Genomic DNA, 21102 nt, shown 5'->3' with positions numbered 1-21102 from the left:
ATTACAGCGATTCGAGGAAGCTCAGAATGTCGCCCACTACCTGCTGTGGGGAGCGCACGCCGGTGCGCACCTTGAGGTCAGCGACCTCCGCGTAGAGCGGACGGCGGGTTTCGAGCAGCTGGGCATAATGTGCAAGCGGGTCTGCAGAGTCGAGAACCGGGCGGTTGCTATCTCCCAAGGTGCGTGCCACGCCTTCTTCTGGGGTGACATCGAGGAAGACAACGTTGAGGTTATCCAGCAGTGTGCGCGTGGACTGAGTCAGCACGGCGCCACCGCCAAGGCTGACGACGCCTTTGGTCGTCAATGCCTCTCGGACAACCTCGGCCTCGACCTCGCGAAATGCAGGTTCGCCCAGCTCGGAGAAAACCTTTCCACAAGGTTTGTCATAGCGCGCCTCGATAAGCTCATCTGAATCCACGAGGTCGCAATTCAATGCCCGGGCAAGGCGGCGGCCGATGGTGGATTTCCCGGCACCCGGTGGGCCGACGAGGACAACGTGTGGGGAGCTCATACCTCACCCCACTCGAGGCGGCGCGCCACATATTCCTGGTATGAGGCGATGTTGCGCTTGGTCTCCTCCAAGGAGTCACCACCGAACTTCTCCAGCACAGCGCGCGCGAGTACGAGTGCCACCATGGCCTCAGCCACGACGCCGGCTGCCGGCACGGCACACACGTCTGAGCGTTGGTGAATAGCTGTCGCGGCGTCACCGGTAGTCATATCGACAGTCTTGAGTGCGCGCGGCACAGTGGAAATCGGCTTCATCGCCGCGCGCAGACGCAGGGTCTGACCATTGGTCATGCCACCTTCCAGGCCGCCCGCACGGTTGCTTTCGCGCTCCACGCCTTCTTCCGCAGGCACCATCTCATCGTGAGCTTCGCTGCCGCGACGGCGAGCCTCCTCGAAACCGTCACCGACCTCGACGCCTTTGATGGCCTGGATACCCATAAGAGCAGCCGCAAGCTGTGCATCAAGGCGGTCCTCACCGGACGTGTGGGAGCCCAACCCAATGGGGAGGCCCTCAACGATGACCTCCACGATGCCGCCAAGGGTATCGCCCTGCTTCTTGGCGGATTCGATCTCAGAAATCATGGACTCCTCGGCAGTCTTATCAAAGGCACGCACCGGGGAGGCATCGATATCCTCAAGGGCATCAAAGCTGGGGTGCGGCCCCTCGTAAGGTTCAGAGGCACCAATGGAAATGACATGGGAGAGCACCTCGACGCCAAGGGTCTCGCGCAGGAAATTACGGGCCACGGTCGCGGCCGCCACACGAGCAGCCGTCTCACGAGCCGAGGAACGTTCCAGGATAGGGCGAGCCTCCTCATGTCCAAACTTCACCATGCCGGCAAAATCAGCATGCCCCGGGCGCGGGCGCGTCAAAGGGGCGCCGCGGCCGGAATTCATCGCCTTGGCTACCTCCGGATCCTCCATATCCAGCGCATCTGGAGACATGATGGTGGTCCACTTCGGCCACTCAGTATTGCCAATCATGATCGCAATGGGACTGCCCAGAGTTCGACCGTGGCGGATGCCGCTAAGCAGGGTGAGATCGTCAGCCTCAAATTTCATACGTGCGCCGCGACCATAGCCAAGGCGCCGCCGAGAAAGCTGGAGAGCGATGTCATTCTGAGAGACAGGCACCCCCGCCGGCATGTGCTCCATCATGGCGATGAGCGCTTGGCCGTGGGATTCACCTGCGGTAGTCCAACGAAGCATGCGCAACATTATCGCACGCCAGGTGTGGATTTGATGCCACTGGGCTGTGTATCACACCGTGTCGGGGCTGAAAATCAAGACAAGCCCTGTGGCGATCAGCATGCCAGGGCCGTGTGCCGGTGCGCGATCCCGCATCACGAGGCCCCACAGCACCGTGCTTATCGACGCCCCCATGATCGCCCCCAGAACCCCTATCACTCCCCCAACGTGGGCTGTTGCCATGCCGAGCGGGATCGCCAGCTTGAGATCCCCGCCGCCGATGCTGCCGCGCTGGGTGGCAAGCGCCAGCGCAATATAGAGCCCAGGCCATATCAACCCAACTGGGCTGAACCACCACAGCGATATCAGCGCTGCAGGAAGAGTGAGGTAATTGGGCAGCCGCTTGAAACGGATGTCAAAGATGATTAAGGCGCACCCCCACGCCAGGAATACAAGAACCCCCATGGGCAGCGAGCTTACCCTGTACCAGTTCTGCGTGCGCGCCAGAAGGCAAGTGCTAGAAAGCTGCTACCAGAAGGCTAGGCCAGCGCGGCATTGAGGGCCGCGAGCATCTCCGTGCGCGGAGCGGTATGGCCAGTAAACTGCTCGAATTGCGAGAAGGCCTGGTGTGCCAACATGATGTGGCCGCCAACAGTGGCAAAACCATCGGCAGCCGCATACACGGTAAGCGGCGTGGGCCAGGGATCATAGATGACGTCAAACACAGGAGCCTTCGCCAGCTGAGTGAGATAGCCGTCTAGGGCCACCGAGGGAACGGTCGAAACGATGAGATCGACCGAACGGGCCACGCCCACGAGGTCCTCGGTGAAGGTGATGGCTCGGAGGTTGAGCCCGAGGGCGTCGGCAAGCGGGCGCAACTCCGCGAGGCGATCCGAGCGGTTGAGCACCGTGACATCCGTGACGCCGCGCTGGGCCAACCCCCACAGCACTGGGCGTGCAGTGCCACCTGCGCCAATAAGCAAGGCCGACGTTGGTTCTGCCTCGCCGAGCAGTTCCGCGAGCGCGCCGAGCACCCCTTCGGTATCGGTATTGTCCGCTCGCCACCCGTCATCGGTGCGCACGAGTGTATTGGCTGAGCCGATGAGCTCAGCGCGCTCACTCACGATGTCTGCACAGGTCAGGGCATCAAACTTGAGCGGCATCGTTACCGAGAAGCCGAGGTACTCCTCACCCACCGTCGCCAAGAAGGCCGGCAAGTCAGTGACGTCGAACTTCGTGTACTCCCAGTCCTCAAGCTGCAGGGCGGCATAGCCCGCATTGTGGAGAACCGGGGACAGGGAGTGGGCAATGGGGCTGCCCAGGACTGCGGCGCGCGGCATCGGGGCTTAGTGCTCCTCTGCTGGGGCGTCGCCTGGTGCAGCACCAGCGCCCTCGGCCTCACGCTGGCTGTCGAGGATGCCAGAGCGTACCGCATCGTCGACGTTGGCAAGATGCTCATCGTAGTTATCGGTAAACACAGTGGTGCCATCACCGTCAACGGTGACGAAGAAGAGCCAATTACCCTCCGCCGGGTTCTCCATTGCCTCAATAGCCTCATTGGACGGCGATGCAATTGGAGTATCCGGAAGACCATCCTTAGCGTAGGTATTCCACGGCGTTTCGCGGTGGCGATCGTCGTCGGTGGTGGCCAGCTCAACGTCCTCCAGGCCATAGTTCACCGTGGAGTCCATCTCAAGGCGCATAGGTTCATCAAGACGGTTGAGGATGACGCGGGCAACCTTATCGAATTCGCCCGCCGGGGACTCGCGCTCCACCAAGGACGCAGAGGACAACAACTCATAGGGAGTCAGACCAATGGCCTGGGCTCGCTCGACAATATTAGTGTCGTTGTACTTCTTCGTTGAGCGCGTAATGAGGTCAGTGAGGATCTCCTGGGCATCCATGTTCGGGTCAAGAACGTACTGACCAGGGGCAATGAGTCCCTCCAGACGCTTCGGGTCCTCACCGCGAGCACGGACAGCATCCAGGGCCCACTCCGGGGCTCCCAGCTCCGCCGGATCCACGGTCGCGGCGATCTTCTCCAAATCCTCAGCGGAAACGCAGCCGCCCTCCGTACACGAGACCTGGGAAATTAGCGAGTAGATACCATAGCGGACATCGCCGCCGACCACGTTGACGTCGAGAAGCGTGGCTCCTCCCTGGACGTCGAGCAGATCGACCATGTTGGCATCATCCAGCAGCGCCTCCACGGCTGACTTCGCGCTCATCTCTTCCTGAAGGCGGTAAAAGCCCGGCTTGATCTGGCCTGCGCGCGGATTGCTATTGGCAGCTGATGAGAAGGCCTCCGGGGTCTTGACCACGTTTCTTTCCGCAAGTTCTGGGGCCAGCTCACCCATCGATGAACCTTCCGGAACCTCAATGAGCTGGACCGCGCCATTGCCTTGGCCTTCATAATCCAAGCTGCTGCCTCCTCCTAAAAGGCGGAATCCGATGTAGCCAAGAGCGCCGATGATAAGGACCAAGCTGGCAATGAGCACAGCCATTCCGCGTTGGCGGCGTTTGACGTGGTGGGGCTCCATCGAGCGTCCGATGCGTGAAGGGTTACGGCTCACGTACTTCGTCTCCTAGTTGTGAAGGCTGGTGGCCGTTCAACGCGACATCGCGCGCATCCAGCCAAGATTGCAAAATTTCCACGGCAGCAGCTTGGTCAATAACCGAGCGGCCACGCTTCTCTGATACACCAGAGGCCCGCAGCGCAGAGGTGGCCACCACCGTGGTGAGGCGTTCATCCACCATGCGCACGGGCGGAGGTGTCTTCATCGTGTCATCTTTTGCCAAGCGGCGGCGGATACGAAACGCTATTTCCTTGGCATGTTTCACGCTTTTAGAGCCATTGCCCTTGAGATCGCGCGGCAACCCAACGGCTACCTCCACAACCTCGTACTCGCGAATGAGCTGAAGAAGACGGTCAATATCGCCCTGATCGCGGTCCTTAAAGCCGGTTTCGCGCGGCACGGTTTCCACTGGCATGGCCAAGCGGGCTTCGCGGTCTGAGACGGCCACGCCGATACGCACAGTACCGACGTCAAGGCCCAGACGGCGGCCTGGGCCCGGGTCCTCTACTCCAGGTTTGTCCGGCTCAACGGCCATGCAGTTCCTCCTCTGGGCTGGGACGGCGTTTACAGGGCAGACAGCTCGTCGCGTACGGCGTTGAAGGCTGCCTCAAGACCTGCGGCGTCGGCACCGGAGCCCTGGGCCATGTCGGGCTTGCCACCACCCTTGCCGTCGACATAGCCAGAGATGGTCTTCACCAGGTCTCCTGCCTTAACTCCGCGTTCATTGGCGGCCTTGGTCGCGCCGACGATGAACGGCATCTTGCCGCCCTCATTCTCAGAGGCGAGCACCACGATGCCTGCGGCATCACCCAGGCGGTTCTTGATATCGGAGGCCAAGGTGCGCAAATCACCACCGTTGACGCCGTTGGGAAGCTTGACGGAAATAACGGAGAAACCGTTAATGTCGGTCGCACCCGCAATCATGTCCGCAGTTTGGGACATGAGCTGGGCCTTGTGCAGGTCCGCGATCTGCTTCTCTGCTGCCTTAAGCTTCTCGGTGAGCTGCGCAATACGTTCTGGGAGGTCCTCCGTCTGAACTTTAAGCTCGCGGGATACGCCTTCCACCAAAGCGGTTTCCTTGGAGTAGTAGCGGAACGCATCCAAACCAGAGTAGGCCTCGATGCGGCGAGCACCGGAGCCCACGGAGGATTCTCCCAGTACCGAGACAGGGCCAATTTCGGACGTGTTGGTCACGTGGGTACCACCACAGAGCTCAATGGAGAAAGGCCCGCCCATCTCCACGACGCGAACATCGGAGCCGTAGTTTTCTCCAAAGAGCGCCATCGCGCCCATTTCCTTGGCCTTATCCAGGGTGGTCTCGATGGTGTGGACTGGGAAGTGCTGGTCGACGGCCTGGTTGGTCACCAGGGCAATCTCCTCCAGCTGTTCCGGGGTGAGCTGCTCGGTGTAGTTGAAGTCAAAGCGCAGGTAGCCCGGACGGTTCAAGGAGCCAGCCTGGACAGCGGTGGGGCCAAGCACCTGGCGCAGAGCAGCGTGGATGAGGTGGGTCGCGGAGTGGGCCTGGACGGCTCCGTGCCGCCACTGCTCATCCACCTCAGCGGTAACACCGCTGCCCAGTTCGAGTCCGCCGGCGGTCACCGTGGCCTTGTGTACCCACAGCTTCTTGCCTACCTTCTGGACGTCATTGACCTCAAGCAGGGTCTCCCCCGCGAGGATGCGGCCGCGGTCAGCGGTCTGGCCACCGGCCTCGGCGTAGAGCGGTGACTGGTCCAAAATCACCTCAACGGTATCTCCCGCCTGAACCTCGGAAACCTTCTCGCCATCGCGAACCAGACCAATGACCTTGGCATCGGACTCAAGAGTCTCGTAGCCAGTAAAGACGGTCGGGTTGTTATCGACCCAGTCGCGGTAGAGCGAGAGGTCTGCGTGGCCGTGCTTCTTAGCTTGGCTGTCGGCCTTGGCGCGGCGGCGCTGCTCACCCATAGCGGCATCAAAGCCGTCCATGTCCACGCTGAGACCAGCTTCTTGAGCCATCTCAAGCGTCAGGTCGATGGGGAAACCATAGGTATCGTGCAGCTCAAAGGCCTTTTCTCCGGACAGCACCTTCGGGGTGGCCGCGCGGGAGGTGTTCTTGAGCTCATCCACGGCTTCGTCGAAAAGCTTGGTGCCGGACTCCAGGGTCTTAAGGAAGGCCTTTTCCTCTGCCACGGCCACGCGCAGGATGCGCTCGCGGTTGTCTGCGATCTCGGGGTAGGACGGAGTCATGGTGTCCATGATGGTGTTCATCAGGCGTTCCATGGTCTCACCCTGGGCTCCGAGCAACTTGGCGGACCGGATGATGCGGCGCAGTAGGCGGCGCAGGATGTAGCCGCGGCCTTCATTACCCGGGGTCACTCCGTCGAGGATCAGCATCATGCCGGTACGCGAGTGGTCAGCCACCACGCGGAAGCGGATGAGGTCCTCCTTCGGTGCATCCGGAACGTACGTCGCACCGGTAAGCTCCTCAGCTACGTCGATCACCGGGCGCAGCAGATCCGTCTCATAGACGTTGTCCACGCCCTGCAGGATGCAGGCCACGCGCTCGATTCCCATGCCGGTATCGATGTTCTTCTTGGGCAGCTCGCCGACGATTTCAAAGTTGCCCTTACCGATGCCCTCACCGCGCTCGTTCTGCATGAAGACCAGGTTCCAGATCTCCATATAGCGGTTATCGTCCTCGATGGGGCCGCCGTCCTTGCCGTACTCCGGGCCGCGGTCATAGTAAATCTCAGAACACGGACCACAAGGTCCGGGGATACCCATGGACCAGTAGTTATCCTCCATTCCGAGGCGCTGAATGCGCTCGCGGGGAACACCAATCTTGGTATGCCAGATGTCGGCTGCCTCATCGTCATCGAGGTAGACCGTAACCCACAGGCGCTCTGGGTCAAGGCCCAAACCGCCCTCGTCAAGGGAGTTTGTCAGCAGCGTCCAGGCGTGGGTAATAGCGCCTTCCTTGAAGTACTGACCGAAGGAAAAGTTACCCGCCATCTGGAAGAAGGTGTTGTGACGGGTGGTGATACCTACCTCTTCGATGTCCAGGGTGCGCACGCACTTCTGGATGCTGGTAGCCGTGCCATTGGCAAACGGTGGGTTCTGCTGGCCTAGGAAGTAGGGCTTGAAGGGAACCATGCCGGCGTTGACGAAGAGCAGGTTCGGGTCATCCAGGATCAACGACGCGCTGGGCACGGCTTCGTGGCCGGCCTTGACGAAGTGCTGGGTAAATCGTTCCCGGATCTCATGAGTCTTCACGAGCAAAAGTCCTTCACTGTTGAGTCGTTTCTAGTCAGCGCTCAACTTTACCCGTCGTGGGGCATGCTTATCGACGCCGCCCCCGAATGATGTCCCGCAATCTTCCCAAATAGTCACGCACGCGCTTTTCCGCACCGTGGTCAGTGGGGTGATAATACGTGGCGTCACCAAGCGCATCCGGCATGTATTGCTGCGCGACGACTCCCCGGGGATCATCGTGCGGATAGATATAACCCACAGCATTGCCGAGGCGCTTCGCCCCTTCGTAATGGCCATCACGCAGATGAGCGGGGACGTGGCCAATCTTGCCAGCTTGGACATCAGCTTGGGCTGCATTGATGGCATTAATGACGGAATTGGACTTCGGCGCGGTGGCCAGGTGAATGGTGGCTTGGGCCAGCGGAATGCGGGCCTCCGGCAGTCCGATGAGCGCTACGGCCTCCGCGGCAGCCACCGCGGTGGGAAGGGCCGTGGGATCCGCCATGCCGATGTCTTCAGAGGCATGGATGATAAGCCTTCGAGCAATAAACCGGGGGTCTTCCCCTGCCTCGACCATGCGGGCAAGGTAATGCAACGCCGCGTCGACATCAGAGCCGCGGATGGACTTGATAAAGGCGGACACCACGTCATAGTGCTGGTCGCCGTCGCGGTCATAACGCACGACTGCGCGATTAACGTTCGCGGTGAGAACCTCACTTGTCAGTTCCCCGCCATCCGGTACGGCCTCCGCTGCGGCTTCCAAGTAGGTCAACGTGCGGCGGGCGTCTCCCCCAGCCAGCAGCACGAGCTGATCCAAGGCTTCGTCGCTTGCGGTAATACGCCCATCCAATCCCCGCTCGCTGGTGAGCGCACGTTCGGCGAGGGTGCGGAGGGCAGCATCATCAAGCGGCTGCAAATGGCACAGAAGGGAGCGCGATAGCAACGGCGCTACGACTGAAAATGAGGGGTTCTCCGTGGTCGCAGCCACAAGGAGAACGGTGCGGTTTTCGACGGCAGCAAGCAACGCGTCCTGCTGGGTCTTTGAAAAGCGGTGAACCTCGTCGATGAAGAGGACGGTACGGCGGCCTTCGATCAACTCGCGACGGGCGTGCGTAATAACCTCACGGACTTGCTTGACTCCAGAATCCAGAGCAGAAAGGCCAATGAAGTTATCTCCCAGGGAGGACGCGATGAGTGACGCCAAGGTGGTTTTACCCGTTCCGGGAGGACCATAGAGAATAACGGAGGCTTCCCCGGAGCCCTCCACAAGGCGGCGCAGCGGGGTCCCCGGTTCCAGAAGGTGCTCTTGCCCCACTACTTCTTCAAGGCTCTGTGGGCGCATACGAGCAGCGAGGGGCGAGCCGGAGTGCGTGGCAAACATGTCTGCGCCCGCCGCAGCCGGGCGGAACGTGGCGGTATCATCGCCGAAGAGGGAATCCTGACCCATTAGGAATCCTGCAAACGATGAGCGACGCGGCCACTAAACTCCGCAACGTCTGCGCACATGTCATTGGGGCACAGCGCGGCAAAACGTGACAGCGCTTCGAAGGTCTCGTACAGGTCGCGCCGAATAAGGCGTTCATCTTCGGTAAATGGGCCCCGATCCGACGGCCGCAGGAGTGAGCGCTGCGGGTCATGGTTGATGTCCGCATTGCCCTCCGACAACGCCACCACACCTTCGATGCCGCCCGCGTACATCGTTGTGACGCTGGAAAAAGCCCAACCAATGAGGCAGGCGACGAGCAGCTCATGCAGTGTTTGCTCATCCGCCAACTGCGGCCAGACATCGACGATGCGTCGTTGCCAGGCGTGGATAAACACCTCTGCTTCCTCATCGCTAATGGGGCGCGTAAAGAGGAACTGCGGGAAGCCGGCCACCACACAAGCCACGTCAAAGCCGACGTTGCGGAAACCTGCCCACTCGTAGTCCAAGAAGGTCAGGGTGTGTCCCACAATGATGTTGTCTGGGGAGAGGTCAAAAGGGGTAAAGGCGCGGATTCGTCCCGAGCTCAGGTTCCCAGTAGCTGTGCGGGCCAACTCCAGCACGTGTTCCGGGGGTTCTATACCGGCTTCGGTGAGGATATCAGCGCCGATGAGGATAGAACTTTGCAGAGAGTCATCACGCAGCGCTTGGTGCTCGGCATACTCTGGGTGCTTGCGCAGCTGACGATTGAGCAACGCATCATAATCCTCTTTGCGGCTTGCCGTTCCGACATGCATTTTGCCGAGCGCGCTGCCGAGCCTGCGAAGCAGATCGCGGCGCTCGTTCTCATCGCTTCGCGTGAGAGTATCGGCAAGAGTATCGCCATCGCCAGCATCTGACAGCACGAGAATGCGCTTGTCGACGTCATGCGCCAACAACACCGGCCCCGGGCGCACCTCTTCCGACAGAGAGGTGGTGAATTGATACGCCACTACTTCGCGCAAGAGGGCGGCATCGTCGATAGTGTGGCCGGTAACCGGGTTGTATTTGATGACGACCGAGCGGTGAGGAAAGAAGGCACTTGGCGTGGTTCGTGCGCGCAGCACGACGGCGTTGCCGGAACCACCGAGAGATTCAATATCACTCAGCTCCGGTTCACCGCCGAAGCGGCGGGACAGCATCTGCGATGCTTCCTCGACCACGCTGTTTTCGACTGATTCCTGCTCCACAGCATTCACTGGCTCGTCTGCCTCCACTTGTCATTGGCCCAATCATGATACTCGCCTCTCGACCACGCGGCACGGCGCCCCCTCATCAAGGAGGCGACGCGCACGCACACGTGGCTAGAGGCAGATCATGTGATTGTGGACTGCGTTCATAGACCAGATAAAGGCCTATTCTGCCTTGGCCTCAGCCTTTGCGGCCTTCTCCGGCTTGAAATCGACACCCGTCTCCTTACGCTGTGCCGCTGGGATGGTGCCAGGGGCGTCGGTCAGCGGATCCACGCCACCACCGGACTTCGGGAAGGCAATGACGTCACGAATGGAATCAAACCCGCCCAGAAGGGAGACGATACGGTCCCAGCCGAAGGCGATGCCGCCGTGCGGCGGTGCACCGAACTGGAATGCGTCGAGCAGGAAGCCGAACTTCTCCTGGGCTTCTTCCTCACCAATCCCCATCACATCGAAGACACGCTTCTGCACGTCCTGGTTGTGGATACGGATGGAACCGCCGCCAATCTCGTTGCCGTTGCAGACAATGTCGTAGGCATACGCGAGGGCCTCGCCCGGCTCCTTATCGAAGGTGTCGAGGTATTCCGGCTTCGGGGAGGTAAAGGCGTGGTGGACAGCAGTCCACTTCGAGTGCCCCAGAGCAACATCACCGGATGCCGTGGCATCTGCGGAAGGCTCAAAGAGCGGTGCGTCGACAACCCAGGTAAAGGCCCAGTCGCCGTCCTTGATGAGATCGAGCTTCTTAGCAATCTCGCCACGCGCCGCACCCAGCAGTGCGCGGGAAGACTTAGTGTCGCCCGCAGCGAAGAAAATAGCGTCACCCGGCTTGGCACCAACGTGCTCCGCGATGCCCTCGCGCTCGGCATCGGTAATGTTCTTAGCCACCGGACCACCCAAGGTACCGTCCTCAGCGATGGTGATATAGGCAAGGCCCTTGGCGCCGCGCTGCTTGGCCCATTCCTGCCAGGCATCGAACTGGCGGCGTGGCTGAGAAGCGCCACCTTCCATGACGACAGCGCCGACGTACTCGTTCTGGAACACGCGGAAAGTGGTGTCCTTGAAGAAGTCGGTGCACTCCACGATCTTGATGTCAAAACGCAGGTCCGGCTTGTCAGAGCCGTAGTACTTCATGGCATCGGCGTAGGTCATGCGTGGAATCGGGGTCTTGATCTCATAGCCGATGAGCTTCCACAGAGCGGACACAATTTCTTCTGCCAGGGCAATAACATCGTCCTGGTCAACGAAAGACATCTCCACATCGAGCTGAGTGAACTCCGGCTGGCGGTCAGCGCGGAAATCCTCGTCGCGGTAGCAGCGAGCGATCTGGTAGTAGCGCTCCATGCCAGACACCATGAGCAGCTGCTTGAACAGCTGCGGAGACTGCGGCAGGGCGTACCAGCTGCCCGGCTTCAGACGCGCCGGAACCAGGAAGTCACGAGCACCTTCCGGGGTGGAACGGGTCAGAGTAGGAGTCTCAATCTCGGTGAAGTCGTGGCTATCCAGCACCTGTCGGGCTGCACGGTTGGCTGCAGAACGCAGGCGCAGGGCCTCAGCCTGGCGCTCGCGACGCAAATCCAGGTAACGGTACTTCAGGCGAGTCTCTTCGCCTACCTCACCGGAGGAAGAGGGGTCATCGATCTGGAACGGGAGCGCTGCAGACGTGTTGAGCACCTCGAGCTCGGTGACGTTGACTTCAATTTCACCAGAGGCAAGGTTCGGGTTTGCAGAGCCTTCCGGGCGGGGCTCAACCACGCCTGTGACCTTCACGCAGTACTCAGAGCGCAGGTCGTGAGCGCGTTCGGCCACCTCGGTTTCGCGGAAGACAACCTGGGCAACGCCGGAGCGGTCACGCAGGTCGATGAAGATAACACCGCCATGGTCGCGGCGACGGGCTACCCAACCAGTCAGCGTGACGGTCTCCCCCGCCAGCTCCTTGCGCAGTTCGCCTGCCAGATGTGTACGCAGCACGTTCGTTCAATCCCTTCTTATTGTTGACGCTCATGCCCACCCACGCCACGCGTAAACAGCACGCGCCGAGGAGCACAAGAATTTGAACAGCCCAAGTCTACCGCTCCCTCCAGACGCGCTCAGCGCGGGGGCCAGGCACCGTCTCGACGCAGCTCCCCATGAACCACAGCCAAGCCACTCTGCGTGTGGCAGAATCTGTTTCATGACTTTCAAATCTGGCGCAAGTTTCGACGGCAAGCGAGCCAGCTCAGGCGGTGGCGGCCGTGGCGGAATGATTGCTACCGGCGGCGGCGTGGGCTCCCTCCTCCTTATTGGCCTGTACCTCCTGCTGGGCGGCGACCCGGGAGCGCTCACCACTGATCAAACACAGCCTGACCAAACTCAGGTAGGCCCCGAAGAAGGCGGCGAGGATGCCTTCGCACACTGCCAGACTGCAGAAGACGGCAACAAGTACGACGATTGCCGTGTCATGTTTGCGGCACAGTCAGTAGATAAAGTCTGGGCGAAGCAGCTTCCGGAGCAGGCGGGCCTGGAGTATTCCGAGCCAGGCCGCGTCATTTTCAACAACACGACGGTCTCTGGTTGTGGCCAAGCTTCCGGCGCCACCGGCCCCTTCTACTGCCCTGCCGATGAGTCTGCCTATTTCGACACCGCGTTCTTTGATCAGCTTCGCAACTTCGGAGGCGAAAATGCGCCGCTGGCACAGATGTACATCGTCGCTCACGAGTTTGGTCACCACATCCAAAAGCTTGAAGGAACGCTGAGCCTTTCCAACTACAACGACCCCGGCGAGGACTCCAATGCGGTCAAGATTGAGCTGCAGGCAGATTGCTACGCAGGCCTGTGGGCACACTACGCAGACGAAGGTGATGATGCCCTCCTAGAAACCATCACTGAACAACAGGTCACTGATGCTGTTAACACTGCTCGTGCGGTGGGCGATGACAACATTCAGCGTCGTTCTGGCGGCGAGGTACGCCCGGATACGTGGACGCATGGCTCCTCCGAGGACCGCGCCAAAGCCTTCTTGGCGGGCTACGAGTCCGGCAAAATGGCGCAATGCGACACGTTGGAGCGTGGAGTCTACAAGTCCTAGCTGTAGTTAAGTTGGCGCGCCAGCAGCCTTGCCTTCCCTCTCACTTTGCACAGCCTTGCTTAAATAGGGCTGTGCACATTTTTCGTGTGAAACGAGGATTGTCACAAGGTGTGGCAACCCCGCACACCTCCTAGGGCATTTACTCAATAACATTTAGGACTGCCGACATAGCTCGTTCACTTTCTGGCCACCTAGGTTTCTTACGCTATCCAAGTTCCCGCCGGCTCGTGGTGGGTACCGCTCTATCTTTTATTACTTCATTGAGCCTGCGATTTACCTCGCTAGGCTCTGTTCTCAGAAAGGAACGACGTTTTGAGCACCGCCACACCGACGATGCCGGACCTAGAGACCGTGAACGGCAAGAACAGGGATTGGATCTGGCACCTGTTCTTCGGCGTTCTCACCGCCGGAACTCTCATCTTCTTTATTATTTGGGGCAACGGCGAGGTTGCCGAGGGCGCCAACCGCATCCTTTTGGTCACCGCCATCGTCTTCGCCCTCTTCATGGCCTTCAACATCGGTGGCAATGACGTAGCCAACTCCTTCGGTACCTCCGTAGGTGCCGGCACCTTGTCCATGAAGCAGGCCTTGGCCGTGGCAGCCGTCTTCGAGGTCTCCGGCGCTATTCTCGCCGGTGGTGAGGTCACGGATACCGTGCGATCCGGCATCGTTGACCTAGACGCCATCGACGGTTTGGACCCAATGGAGTTCGTGTACATCATGATGTCCTCGCTCCTCGGTGCAGCCATCTGGCTTCTCGTCGCCACCCGCATGGGCTGGCCAGTGTCGACGACTCACTCCATCGTCGGCGGTATCGTCGGCGCTGCGCTTACCGTTGGCTTCATCACCGGCAAGGGCGGTATGGACATGGTCCAGTGGGGCGGCATCGGCACCATCGCCTTCTCGTGGGTTCTCTCCCCGGTCCTCGGCGGTATCGCAGCCTACCTGCTGTTCAAGTGGATTAAGAGCTCCATCCTCGTCTACAACGAGGCAGCTGATGAGCGTCTGCGCGAAATCAAGACCCGCCGCGCAGAGCTGCGCAAGGAGCACAAGACTCGCTTCGAGCGCATGAACGAACTGCAGCAGATTTCCTACACCAACGCCATGGCTCGTGACGCAGCACTGACGTCCGAGGATGATTACGACCCCGATGCTCTGGAGTCCGAGTACTACCGCGACCTGCACGAAATCAACAAGGACTTGGATGATGTTCACGCGCACAAGGCCCTAGAAAATTGGGTCCCGCTGCTCGCTGCTCTGGGCGCCATCATCATTTCCGCGATGGTGCTGTTCAAGGGCCTCAAGCACACCGGTGTCGACTTCACAACCCTGCAGAACCTCCTCGTCATGGGCATGGTCGGCGCGGCAGTCTGGATGGCCGTGTTCATTTTCGCTCGTTCCCTGAAGAACAAGTCCCTGTCCCGTTCGACCTTCCTCCTCTTCTCCTGGATGCAGGTGTTTACCGCGTCCGCCTTCGCGTTCTCCCACGGTTCGAACGATATCGCTAACGCTATTGGCCCGTTTGCCGCAGTCTTTGACGTGATGCAAACCAACCAAATTTCGGACGAGGTGTCCGTGCCGCTACCAGTCATGATTGCCATGGGCATTGCCCTGGTGTCCGGTTTGTGGTTCATTGGCCGCTTCGTTATCCAGACTGTCGGTTCCGGACTGACCAAGATGCACCCATCCTCAGGTTTCGCCGCCGAGCTGGCAGCTGCCGCCGTGGTCATGGCCGCATCTTTGCTGGGTCTGCCGGTCTCCTCCACGCACATCCTCATTGGTGCTGTGTTGGGCGTGGGCATTGTCAACCGTGCCGCCAACTGGAACCTGATGAAGCCCATCGCCCTGGCGTGGGTCATCACCCTGCCGGCCGCCGCGGCTATCGCCGCCGTGACCGTCTCCATCCTGCGCGTGGTCTTCTAAGCTACCGCTCCTTTCCGCACACCGCCGCGAATCCTTACGGATTCTCGCGGCGGTGTCGCCGTTTTCGAAGCGTCCCACCCACACCGCGGTCCGTACACTGGGGTTCCATGAGCGAGAACTCCTTGACGCGCTTCTTTGCGGCCTTCAACGACATTGAACAGTTCCTGCGCCAAACCATTGGCGCGAAGAATTCAGATTCCTTTTGGTGGATGGTCGATCGCGCCCACGACAAACACCTCCTCAGCAAACGCCAAGCGGAGCAACTCAAGGATATTTCCGCCCTGCGCAACGCCATCGCGCATGGCCGCTACTACGGCGATGAGCCCATTGCTACCCCACATCCACAGGTCGTCAACCAACTGGAAAACCTTCAGCGCCTGCTCACTGACCCGCCCACCGCGCTATCGCTTCTACCCCACAACGAGGTGACCATTCTAGATCCAGATGCGGACATCCTCGACGCCCTCGCTCTCATCAACCAGACCGGATACTCACAAATCCCCGTTTATGACTCCGGTACGTTTACTGCACTGCTGACTACCAATGCCATCGCGCGGTGGGTAGCGGCGGATTTGGGGGAAGATGGTGCGATCAGTGCGGCGTCGGTAAGCGCAGTGCTCGCCATGACGGAACGCAAAGACCGCGCCGAGTTCCTTCCTCGCACCGCCACGGCCCAGGAGGTCGTCGATGTTCTCACCGAACCGACCAAGGACGGCACGCACCCAAGCGCGGTTCTCTTTACTGAACACGGCAAGCCTTCGCAGCGCCCAGTAGGCATCGCCACACCTGCGGACTTGGCCGTGCTTGTCGACGCCCTCGAGTGGGAATAATCCCTCACCCCACCCTTGTTGTCATGCCACAGAAAGGAGTTGGCATGCAATTCGGAATCTTTAGCATGGGTGACGTCACACAAGACCCCATCCGCCTCGCCGAGGATTACGCTTTCCTCCAGCACCAGGCTGGCGGGCGCAGTGATCTTTTCTATGGCCATGGCCGGGCAGACCAGGCGATTGTGGGCTTGGGTGGCCAGGTCTTTATTGGCTCCACGGAGCAGGACGCCAAGGACTTCTTCCGTCCCTACTTCGACAACGCCCCAGTCTATGGTCACGGCCCTTCGCTGGAGGAGTTCACTGCGCAGACCCCGCTGACGGTGGGCACGGTAGAACAGGTGGTTCCGCAGCTGCGCCGCCGCTTTGAGCAGCGCCGCCCGGATCATGTACCTTCTGATCCGCCGACGCACGGCGCGCTCGCTTCCTACGCGCTGCATGCACTGATCAGCCCAGGAGAGGAGAAATAGGTGCGTTCATTGGTTGTCGTCACGGCAGGTTTGTCCTCACCTTCTACGACGCGCGCGCTTGCCGACGCCCTCTCCGCCGCCACCGCCTCCCAGGTCACTGCCCGCGGCGAGGGCGTGGACGTGACGGTGGTGGAGGTGCGTGAGCTGGCCGGAGAATTGGCTGACTCGATGACCAACTGGGGCTCGCCTACTCCCCACCTCGAGGCGGCACAATCCGCAGTAATGCAGGCAGATGGCCTCATCGCCGTGAGCCCCGTCTTCCAAGGCAGCTATTCAGGCCTGTTCAAGATGTTCTTCGATACCTTTCAGCCGCGCGCACTCAATGGTCTGCCTACCCTTATCGCAGCGACTGGGGGCTGCAGCCGGCATGCGCTGGTGTTGGACTACGCCCTGCGCCCGCTCCTTAACTATCTGCACGCCACGGTGGTGCCGACTGGCGTTTTCCACGCCACGGAGGACTACGGCACTGCGGAAGGTGCGCGCACTGAGCAACGCATTGAACGGGCCGCGCGCGAGTTAGCCGACTTAATGGTTCGCCCCCGCGACCGTGTCGCTGGCCTGGCAGGTCCGCTGGGTGAAAAATCCCGGGCAGAAACCGGCACCGACACAGCGTCCGGGAGTGACTCCGATCCGACGGGATTCCGCGCGCTCCTGGCTGACCACAACGGCCAACCGGGCTAAGCAGTCGGCTACGGTACTCGGTACTATCGTGAATCGCTACTTATTGAAAGCCACCTAAGGAGGTCTCCATGACTATTAGCGTGACCGATATTTTCTCCATTGGAATCGGCCCCTCCTCCTCACACACTGTGGGCCCCATGCGTGCCGCGAAGGCCTTTCTCGAAACTCTCGACCAGCACCCGGCCAAGGTTCACACTGTGCTACGCGGTTCCCTTTCCGCTACCGGCCGCGGCCACGCCACCGACCGCGCCGTCATCCTCGGTTTGGCTGGCTGGGAACCGCTCAGCGTACCGCTCGACGCCGAACCACGCGCCGACGCCTTCATCCCTACTGAAGGCACCGTCGCTGGGCCCACAGGTGAAGTGCAGTACAGCATCGAATTCAACAACGAGCCGGTACCCGAGCACCCGAACTGCCTCATCTTTACAGCCTGGGACGACAACGGCTCAGTTCTTGCGGAGAACGCAGAATACTTCTCCGTCGGCGGCGGCTTCATCCTGTCTCGCGAAGAATTCGATGCCCAGCTTAAGACGGACACCGGTGTGCCCGCAGGCGTCGCCGCGGCTTCCGCCGAGGATACGGTTCCTTATGAGTTCCAGTCCGGCGAGCACCTGCTGCATCTGTGTGAAGCCCATGACAAGGCCATTTGGGAGATCGTCGCTGCCAACGAGGCTGTTCTCCACCGCGACGAGGGTGGGCTGGATTACGTCTACGAGCATCTCGACCTCGTTTGGGACATCATGCGCCAATGCGTGACCGAGGGGATCTCGACCAAGGGAATTTTGCCTGGTGGCCTGCGCATCAGCCGCCGTGCGCCGCGTATATATCAACAGCTTTTGGCCAAGCAGGACGATGAATCCTGCGGTTTTTCCGCGATGGAATGGGTCAACCTCTACGCGCTCGCTGTCAACGAGCAAAACGCCGCCGGGGGCCGCGTCATCACCGCCCCGACCAACGGCGCCTGCGGCATTATCCCAGCTGTGTTGCACTACGCCCGCGACTTCCAGTCCGACTTTACCCGCGCTGATGCCCGCCGCTACCTGCTCACCGCGGGGGCTATCGGCATCATCATCAAGTCCAATGCCTCTATCTCCGGCGCAGAAGTCGGCTGTCAGGGCGAGGTCGGCTCCGCGTCCTCCATGGCGGCGGCCGGCATGGCCGAGCTCCTTGGCGCAACCCCGGCACAGGTAGAGAATGCCGCCGAAATCGCGCTTGAGCATAACCTCGGCTTGACCTGCGACCCAGTCGGCGGCCTCGTGCAGATTCCCTGCATCGAGCGCAATGCCATTGGCGCGGTCAAGGCCATCAATGCCGCACGCCTAGCCCGCATGGGCGAAGGAACGCACTACGTCACCCTCGACAACGCCGTGCGCACCATGGCCGAGACCGGCCGCGACATGCTCTCCAAGTACAAGGAGACCTCGCTCGGAGGCTTGGCCAAGACGATGGGTTTCACTGTCTCCCAGGTGGAGTGTTAAACCAACTCACGCAGCTGCTTGACGACGTCCCCCACTGGCACGTTGCGCTGCTCATGCGCGGCCAAGTCCTTGAGGGCCACGGTGCCAGCCTCGAGCTCCTGGTCTCCGAGGACAAGGGCGAAGCGTGCGTTGGCGCGGTCCGCACCTTTCATCGCGCCCTTCAGGCCGCGGTCGCCGAAGGACATGTCAGCGGAGATGCCTGCCTTACGCAGGTCATTGATGATGACGGCCATCTTCTGCTTGGCCGCCGCACCCATGGCCACCCCGTAGACGGCCACGCGCTCGTCGACGCCCTCCAGCGAAATCCCCTCAGCCTCAAGCGCTAGCACCGTGCGGTCGACGCCGAGGCCGTAGCCAATGCCCGACAGCTCCTGACCGCCCAGCTGTGCCATGAGCCCATCATAGCGGCCGCCACCGCCGATTCCCGACTGCGCACCCAAACCATCGTGCACGAACTCGAAGCACGTCTTGGTGTAGTAATCCAGACCGCGCACCATCCGCGGGTTAATAGTGTAGGCAACGCCCATATCATCGAGCAGGCCCGTCACCGTCTCAAAGTGCTCACGGCACTCGGAATTGAGGTGGTCGAGCATGAGGGGGGCGTCGACAAGCTGCTCTTGGACCTCGGGGCGCTTGTCATCGAGCACGCGCAGTGGATTGAGCTCCGCCCGCGCCTTGGTTTCTTCATCCAGGTCCAGCTTGAACAGGAAGTCCTGCAGTTTCTCGCGGTAGGCCGGGCGGCACTCGTGGTCACCCAAGCTGGTCAGCTCCAAGCGGAACTGGCTCAAGCCCAAGCTGCGGTAGGACCGATCCGCCAGCGCAATAATTTCCGCATCCAAGGTGGGATCATCCACGCCGATAGCCTCCACACCCACCTGCTGTAGCTGGCGGTAGCGGCCGGCCTGCGGGCGCTCATAGCGAAAGAAGGGGCCAAAGTAATTGAGCTTCACCGGAAGCTGGCCACGATCTAGGTTGTGCTCGATGACCGCGCGCATGACACCTGCCGTTCCTTCTGGGCGCAGGGTGACGGAACGGTCTCCGCGGTCAGCAAAGGTGTACATCTCCTTCGAGACCACGTCCGTGGATTCGCCCACGCCGCGGGCAAACAAGGACGTGTCCTCGAAGACGGGGAGCTCGATGTGCTGGAAGCCGGACAGGTGTGCCTGATGCACAAAAGTCTCACGCACCTTGGCAAAGGTGGCCGATTGCGGCGGGACGTAGTCCGGCACGCCCTTGGGCGCGGACAGGGCTTTGAACTGCTTCTTATCACTCACGCCCTTTAGAGTACATCCCCCGCCGCGATGAGAAACGGATTGGTCGCGCGCTCACGACGCATCGTCGACGTCGGCCCATGGCCAGGGAGTATTGCCAGCGAATCATCGAGTCCCCGCACCGGCCCGCGCAACGAACGCTGCATCGCGGCGTGATCTGAATGCGGCAAGTCCGTGCGGCCAATCGAGCCTTTAAAGAGAACATCACCGGTGAGTGCCACCTCATCGCTCACCAGCATGACGCAGCCAGGCGAATGTCCTGGCGCATGGACAAGGTTGAATTCCAAGCCAGCCAAGGACAGCGTCTCACCGCCGATAAGGTCGCGGCGCTCGGCGACCTGCTTCATCGAGGCGCAGTCGAACAGCACTTGGGATTGGGGGGATACCCCGGAGCCGTCGACAAGCATGAAGGCGTCATCCGGGTGGATGTACACCGGCAGATCGAATTCTGCTGCATCCCTCGTGTGGTCAATGTGACCATGGGTAAGAACGACGGCCTCATACTCTAGGCCCTTCTCCCCCGCCAGCTGCACGAGACGATCGTGGGTATGCATCCCGGGGTCCACGATGAAGGCCCGGGAGCCATGGGACACCACGTACGTGTTGGTCTTGTACGGGCCTGCGGCGAAGCCGAATACTTCCGGGGTCGCCATCTACTTTAGAGCAGCCAGCGCGGCGTCATAGTCCGGTTCGGTGGTGACCTCTGGAACGAGCTCGGTGTAGACCACGTTGTGCTCCTCATCGGTCACGATGACCGCGCGAGCAAACAGCCCCTTGAGCGGGGAGCCTTCCAAAACCAACCCGAGCTTGTCAGCAAAGTCAGAACGGAAATCCGACGCGCTCACTACGTTCTCAATGCCTTCAGCCGCGCAGAAACGCTCCTGGGCAAAAGGCAGGTCGCGGGAGACAGACAGGACTACGGTGTTGTCCAAACCGGCAGCCTTCTCGTTGAAGGTACGCAGCTGCGCCGCGCATACCCCGGTGTCCAGAGATGGGAAACACGAAACCACCAAGCGCTTGCCAGCGAAGTCAGCCTTGGAGACCTCTTCCAAGTCAGTGCCAACCAGGGTGAAATCTGGCAGAGGCTCGCCGACCTTCGGCAGCGCCCCATTGGTCTGAGTAGGTTCGTTCTTAAAATTAACAGTAGTCATGGCACCCAAGGGTACTGACAGGTGGGGCGGCGCGCCATGAAGAACGCTCGTGAGGTTAAGATGAGTAAGTCGAAAAA

At 60.7% G+C, this 21102-nt stretch carries 18 protein-coding genes and 1 pseudogene; 6 read left to right on the top strand and 13 right to left on the bottom strand.

Features of this window, described 5'->3' with window-relative positions; translation table 11 throughout:
• Position 1: 1 nt before the first annotated feature.
• The 10 genes from I6J72_RS04020 to aspS all read right to left on the bottom strand — a co-directional run bounded on the left by I6J72_RS04020 (position 2) and on the right by aspS (position 12128).
• Complete coding sequence (locus I6J72_RS04020) at positions 2-511, bottom strand: shikimate kinase (RefSeq protein ID WP_204100007.1); 510 nt, start codon at positions 509-511, stop codon at positions 2-4.
• Positions 508-1719, bottom strand: coding sequence for a chorismate synthase (aroC, locus tag I6J72_RS04015; RefSeq protein ID WP_204100006.1), 1212 nt, complete (start codon positions 1717-1719; stop codon positions 508-510). The genes I6J72_RS04020 and aroC overlap by 4 nt, the downstream gene beginning before the upstream one ends.
• A gap of 51 nt (positions 1720-1770) precedes the next feature.
• Entirely contained in the window at positions 1771-2163 is a 393-nt protein-coding gene (locus I6J72_RS04010) for a prepilin peptidase (protein WP_204100005.1), read from the bottom strand.
• Positions 2164-2237: 74 nt separating this feature from the next.
• The gene (locus I6J72_RS04005; RefSeq protein ID WP_204100004.1) at positions 2238-3038 is read right to left on the bottom strand and encodes a shikimate dehydrogenase; all 801 of its coding nucleotides are present in this window, start codon (positions 3036-3038) and stop codon (positions 2238-2240) included.
• A 6-nt stretch (positions 3039-3044) separates the two neighbouring features.
• Positions 3045-4238, bottom strand: a complete 1194-nt coding sequence (gene mltG / locus I6J72_RS04000) for an endolytic transglycosylase MltG (protein WP_204100423.1) — start codon at positions 4236-4238, stop codon at positions 3045-3047.
• A gap of 22 nt (positions 4239-4260) precedes the next feature.
• Positions 4261-4809 (bottom strand): Holliday junction resolvase RuvX, encoded by a 549-nt coding sequence (ruvX, locus tag I6J72_RS03995; protein WP_204100003.1) that lies wholly within the window; start codon positions 4807-4809, stop codon positions 4261-4263.
• 29 nt (positions 4810-4838) lie between these two features.
• Positions 4839-7526 carry an alanine--tRNA ligase gene (alaS, locus tag I6J72_RS03990; RefSeq protein ID WP_204100002.1) on the bottom strand — a complete coding sequence of 896 codons (2688 nt, stop codon included), beginning with the start codon at positions 7524-7526 and terminating at the stop codon, positions 4839-4841.
• Between the two features lie 67 nt (positions 7527-7593).
• A complete protein-coding gene (locus I6J72_RS03985; protein ID WP_204100001.1) occupies positions 7594-8952 on the bottom strand; it encodes a replication-associated recombination protein A in 1359 nt (452 codons plus the stop codon).
• Positions 8952-10109 carry a phosphotransferase gene (locus I6J72_RS03980; protein ID WP_204100422.1) on the bottom strand — a complete coding sequence of 386 codons (1158 nt, stop codon included), beginning with the start codon at positions 10107-10109 and terminating at the stop codon, positions 8952-8954. The genes I6J72_RS03985 and I6J72_RS03980 overlap by 1 nt, the downstream gene beginning before the upstream one ends.
• 213 nt (positions 10110-10322) lie before the next feature.
• Positions 10323-12128: an aspartate--tRNA ligase gene (aspS, locus tag I6J72_RS03975; protein ID WP_204100000.1), complete on the bottom strand. Its 1806-nt coding sequence runs from the start codon at positions 12126-12128 to the stop codon at positions 10323-10325.
• A gap of 202 nt (positions 12129-12330) precedes the next feature.
• Here aspS and I6J72_RS03970 point away from each other — a divergent pair, with 202 nt between their 5' ends.
• The 6 genes and pseudogenes from I6J72_RS03970 (at position 12331) to I6J72_RS03945 (ending at position 18603) form a co-directional block, all read left to right on the top strand.
• Positions 12331-13224 carry a neutral zinc metallopeptidase gene (locus tag I6J72_RS03970; protein ID WP_039675667.1) on the top strand — a complete coding sequence of 298 codons (894 nt, stop codon included), beginning with the start codon at positions 12331-12333 and terminating at the stop codon, positions 13222-13224.
• A gap of 333 nt (positions 13225-13557) precedes the next feature.
• Positions 13558-15147, top strand: coding sequence for an inorganic phosphate transporter (locus tag I6J72_RS03965; protein ID WP_204100421.1), 1590 nt, complete (start codon positions 13558-13560; stop codon positions 15145-15147).
• 107 nt (positions 15148-15254) lie between these two features.
• Positions 15255-15977 carry a CBS domain-containing protein gene (locus I6J72_RS03960; RefSeq protein WP_204099999.1) on the top strand — a complete coding sequence of 241 codons (723 nt, stop codon included), beginning with the start codon at positions 15255-15257 and terminating at the stop codon, positions 15975-15977.
• A gap of 152 nt (positions 15978-16129) precedes the next feature.
• Positions 16130-16444 (top strand): annotated as a pseudogene (locus tag I6J72_RS03955) (5,10-methylene tetrahydromethanopterin reductase); the annotation flags it as partial.
• Entirely contained in the window at positions 16445-17125 is a 681-nt protein-coding gene (locus tag I6J72_RS03950; RefSeq protein WP_204099998.1) for an FMN reductase, read from the top strand. It begins immediately after the preceding pseudogene.
• A 68-nt stretch (positions 17126-17193) separates the two neighbouring features.
• The gene (locus I6J72_RS03945; protein WP_204099997.1) at positions 17194-18603 is read left to right on the top strand and encodes an L-serine ammonia-lyase; all 1410 of its coding nucleotides are present in this window, start codon (positions 17194-17196) and stop codon (positions 18601-18603) included.
• On the opposite strand, the gene hisS is transcribed toward I6J72_RS03945, so the two are convergent.
• Genes hisS through tpx form a run of 3 tightly spaced genes read right to left on the bottom strand, consistent with a single transcriptional unit; the run spans position 18600 to position 21025 of the window.
• A complete protein-coding gene (gene hisS / locus I6J72_RS03940) occupies positions 18600-19877 on the bottom strand; it encodes a histidine--tRNA ligase (RefSeq protein WP_204099996.1) in 1278 nt (425 codons plus the stop codon). The genes I6J72_RS03945 and hisS overlap by 4 nt on opposite strands.
• A gap of 5 nt (positions 19878-19882) precedes the next feature.
• The gene (locus I6J72_RS03935; protein WP_204099995.1) at positions 19883-20527 is read right to left on the bottom strand and encodes an MBL fold metallo-hydrolase; all 645 of its coding nucleotides are present in this window, start codon (positions 20525-20527) and stop codon (positions 19883-19885) included.
• Positions 20528-21025: a thiol peroxidase gene (gene tpx, locus I6J72_RS03930; protein ID WP_204099994.1), complete on the bottom strand. Its 498-nt coding sequence runs from the start codon at positions 21023-21025 to the stop codon at positions 20528-20530.
• Positions 21026-21102: the final 77 nt, after the last annotated feature.

Origin of the sequence: Corynebacterium sp. FDAARGOS 1242 (assembly GCF_016889985.1) — a bacterium.
GTDB classification, from domain to species: domain Bacteria; phylum Actinomycetota; class Actinomycetes; order Mycobacteriales; family Mycobacteriaceae; genus Corynebacterium; species Corynebacterium minutissimum_B.
Note: the sequence above shows the minus strand (reverse complement) of the source record. Positions and strands in the feature narration are given on the sequence as shown.

Excerpts from the sequence above, each read along its gene's own strand:
- tpx (WP_204099994.1), bottom strand. The coding sequence starts at position 21,025 with ATGACTACTGTTAATTTTAAGAACGAACCTACTCAGACCAATGGGGCG.
- I6J72_RS03980 (WP_204100422.1), bottom strand. The coding sequence starts at position 10,109 with ATGCTGTCCCGCCGCTTCGGCGGTGAACCGGAGCTGAGTGATATTGAA.
- I6J72_RS04020 (WP_204100007.1), bottom strand. The coding sequence starts at position 511 with ATGAGCTCCCCACACGTTGTCCTCGTCGGCCCACCGGGTGCCGGGAAA.
- I6J72_RS03935 (WP_204099995.1), bottom strand. The coding sequence starts at position 20,527 with ATGGCGACCCCGGAAGTATTCGGCTTCGCCGCAGGCCCGTACAAGACC.
- I6J72_RS04010 (WP_204100005.1), bottom strand. The coding sequence starts at position 2,163 with ATGGGGGTTCTTGTATTCCTGGCGTGGGGGTGCGCCTTAATCATCTTT.
- ruvX (WP_204100003.1), bottom strand. The coding sequence starts at position 4,809 with ATGGCCGTTGAGCCGGACAAACCTGGAGTAGAGGACCCGGGCCCAGGC.
- aroC (WP_204100006.1), bottom strand. The coding sequence starts at position 1,719 with ATGCTTCGTTGGACTACCGCAGGTGAATCCCACGGCCAAGCGCTCATC.
- mltG (WP_204100423.1), bottom strand. The coding sequence starts at position 4,238 with ATGGAGCCCCACCACGTCAAACGCCGCCAACGCGGAATGGCTGTGCTC.
- I6J72_RS03970 (WP_039675667.1), top strand. The coding sequence starts at position 12,331 with ATGACTTTCAAATCTGGCGCAAGTTTCGACGGCAAGCGAGCCAGCTCA.
- I6J72_RS03960 (WP_204099999.1), top strand. The coding sequence starts at position 15,255 with ATGAGCGAGAACTCCTTGACGCGCTTCTTTGCGGCCTTCAACGACATT.
- I6J72_RS04005 (WP_204100004.1), bottom strand. The coding sequence starts at position 3,038 with ATGCCGCGCGCCGCAGTCCTGGGCAGCCCCATTGCCCACTCCCTGTCC.
- I6J72_RS03965 (WP_204100421.1), top strand. The coding sequence starts at position 13,558 with ATGCCGGACCTAGAGACCGTGAACGGCAAGAACAGGGATTGGATCTGG.
- I6J72_RS03945 (WP_204099997.1), top strand. The coding sequence starts at position 17,194 with ATGACTATTAGCGTGACCGATATTTTCTCCATTGGAATCGGCCCCTCC.
- I6J72_RS03985 (WP_204100001.1), bottom strand. The coding sequence starts at position 8,952 with ATGGGTCAGGATTCCCTCTTCGGCGATGATACCGCCACGTTCCGCCCG.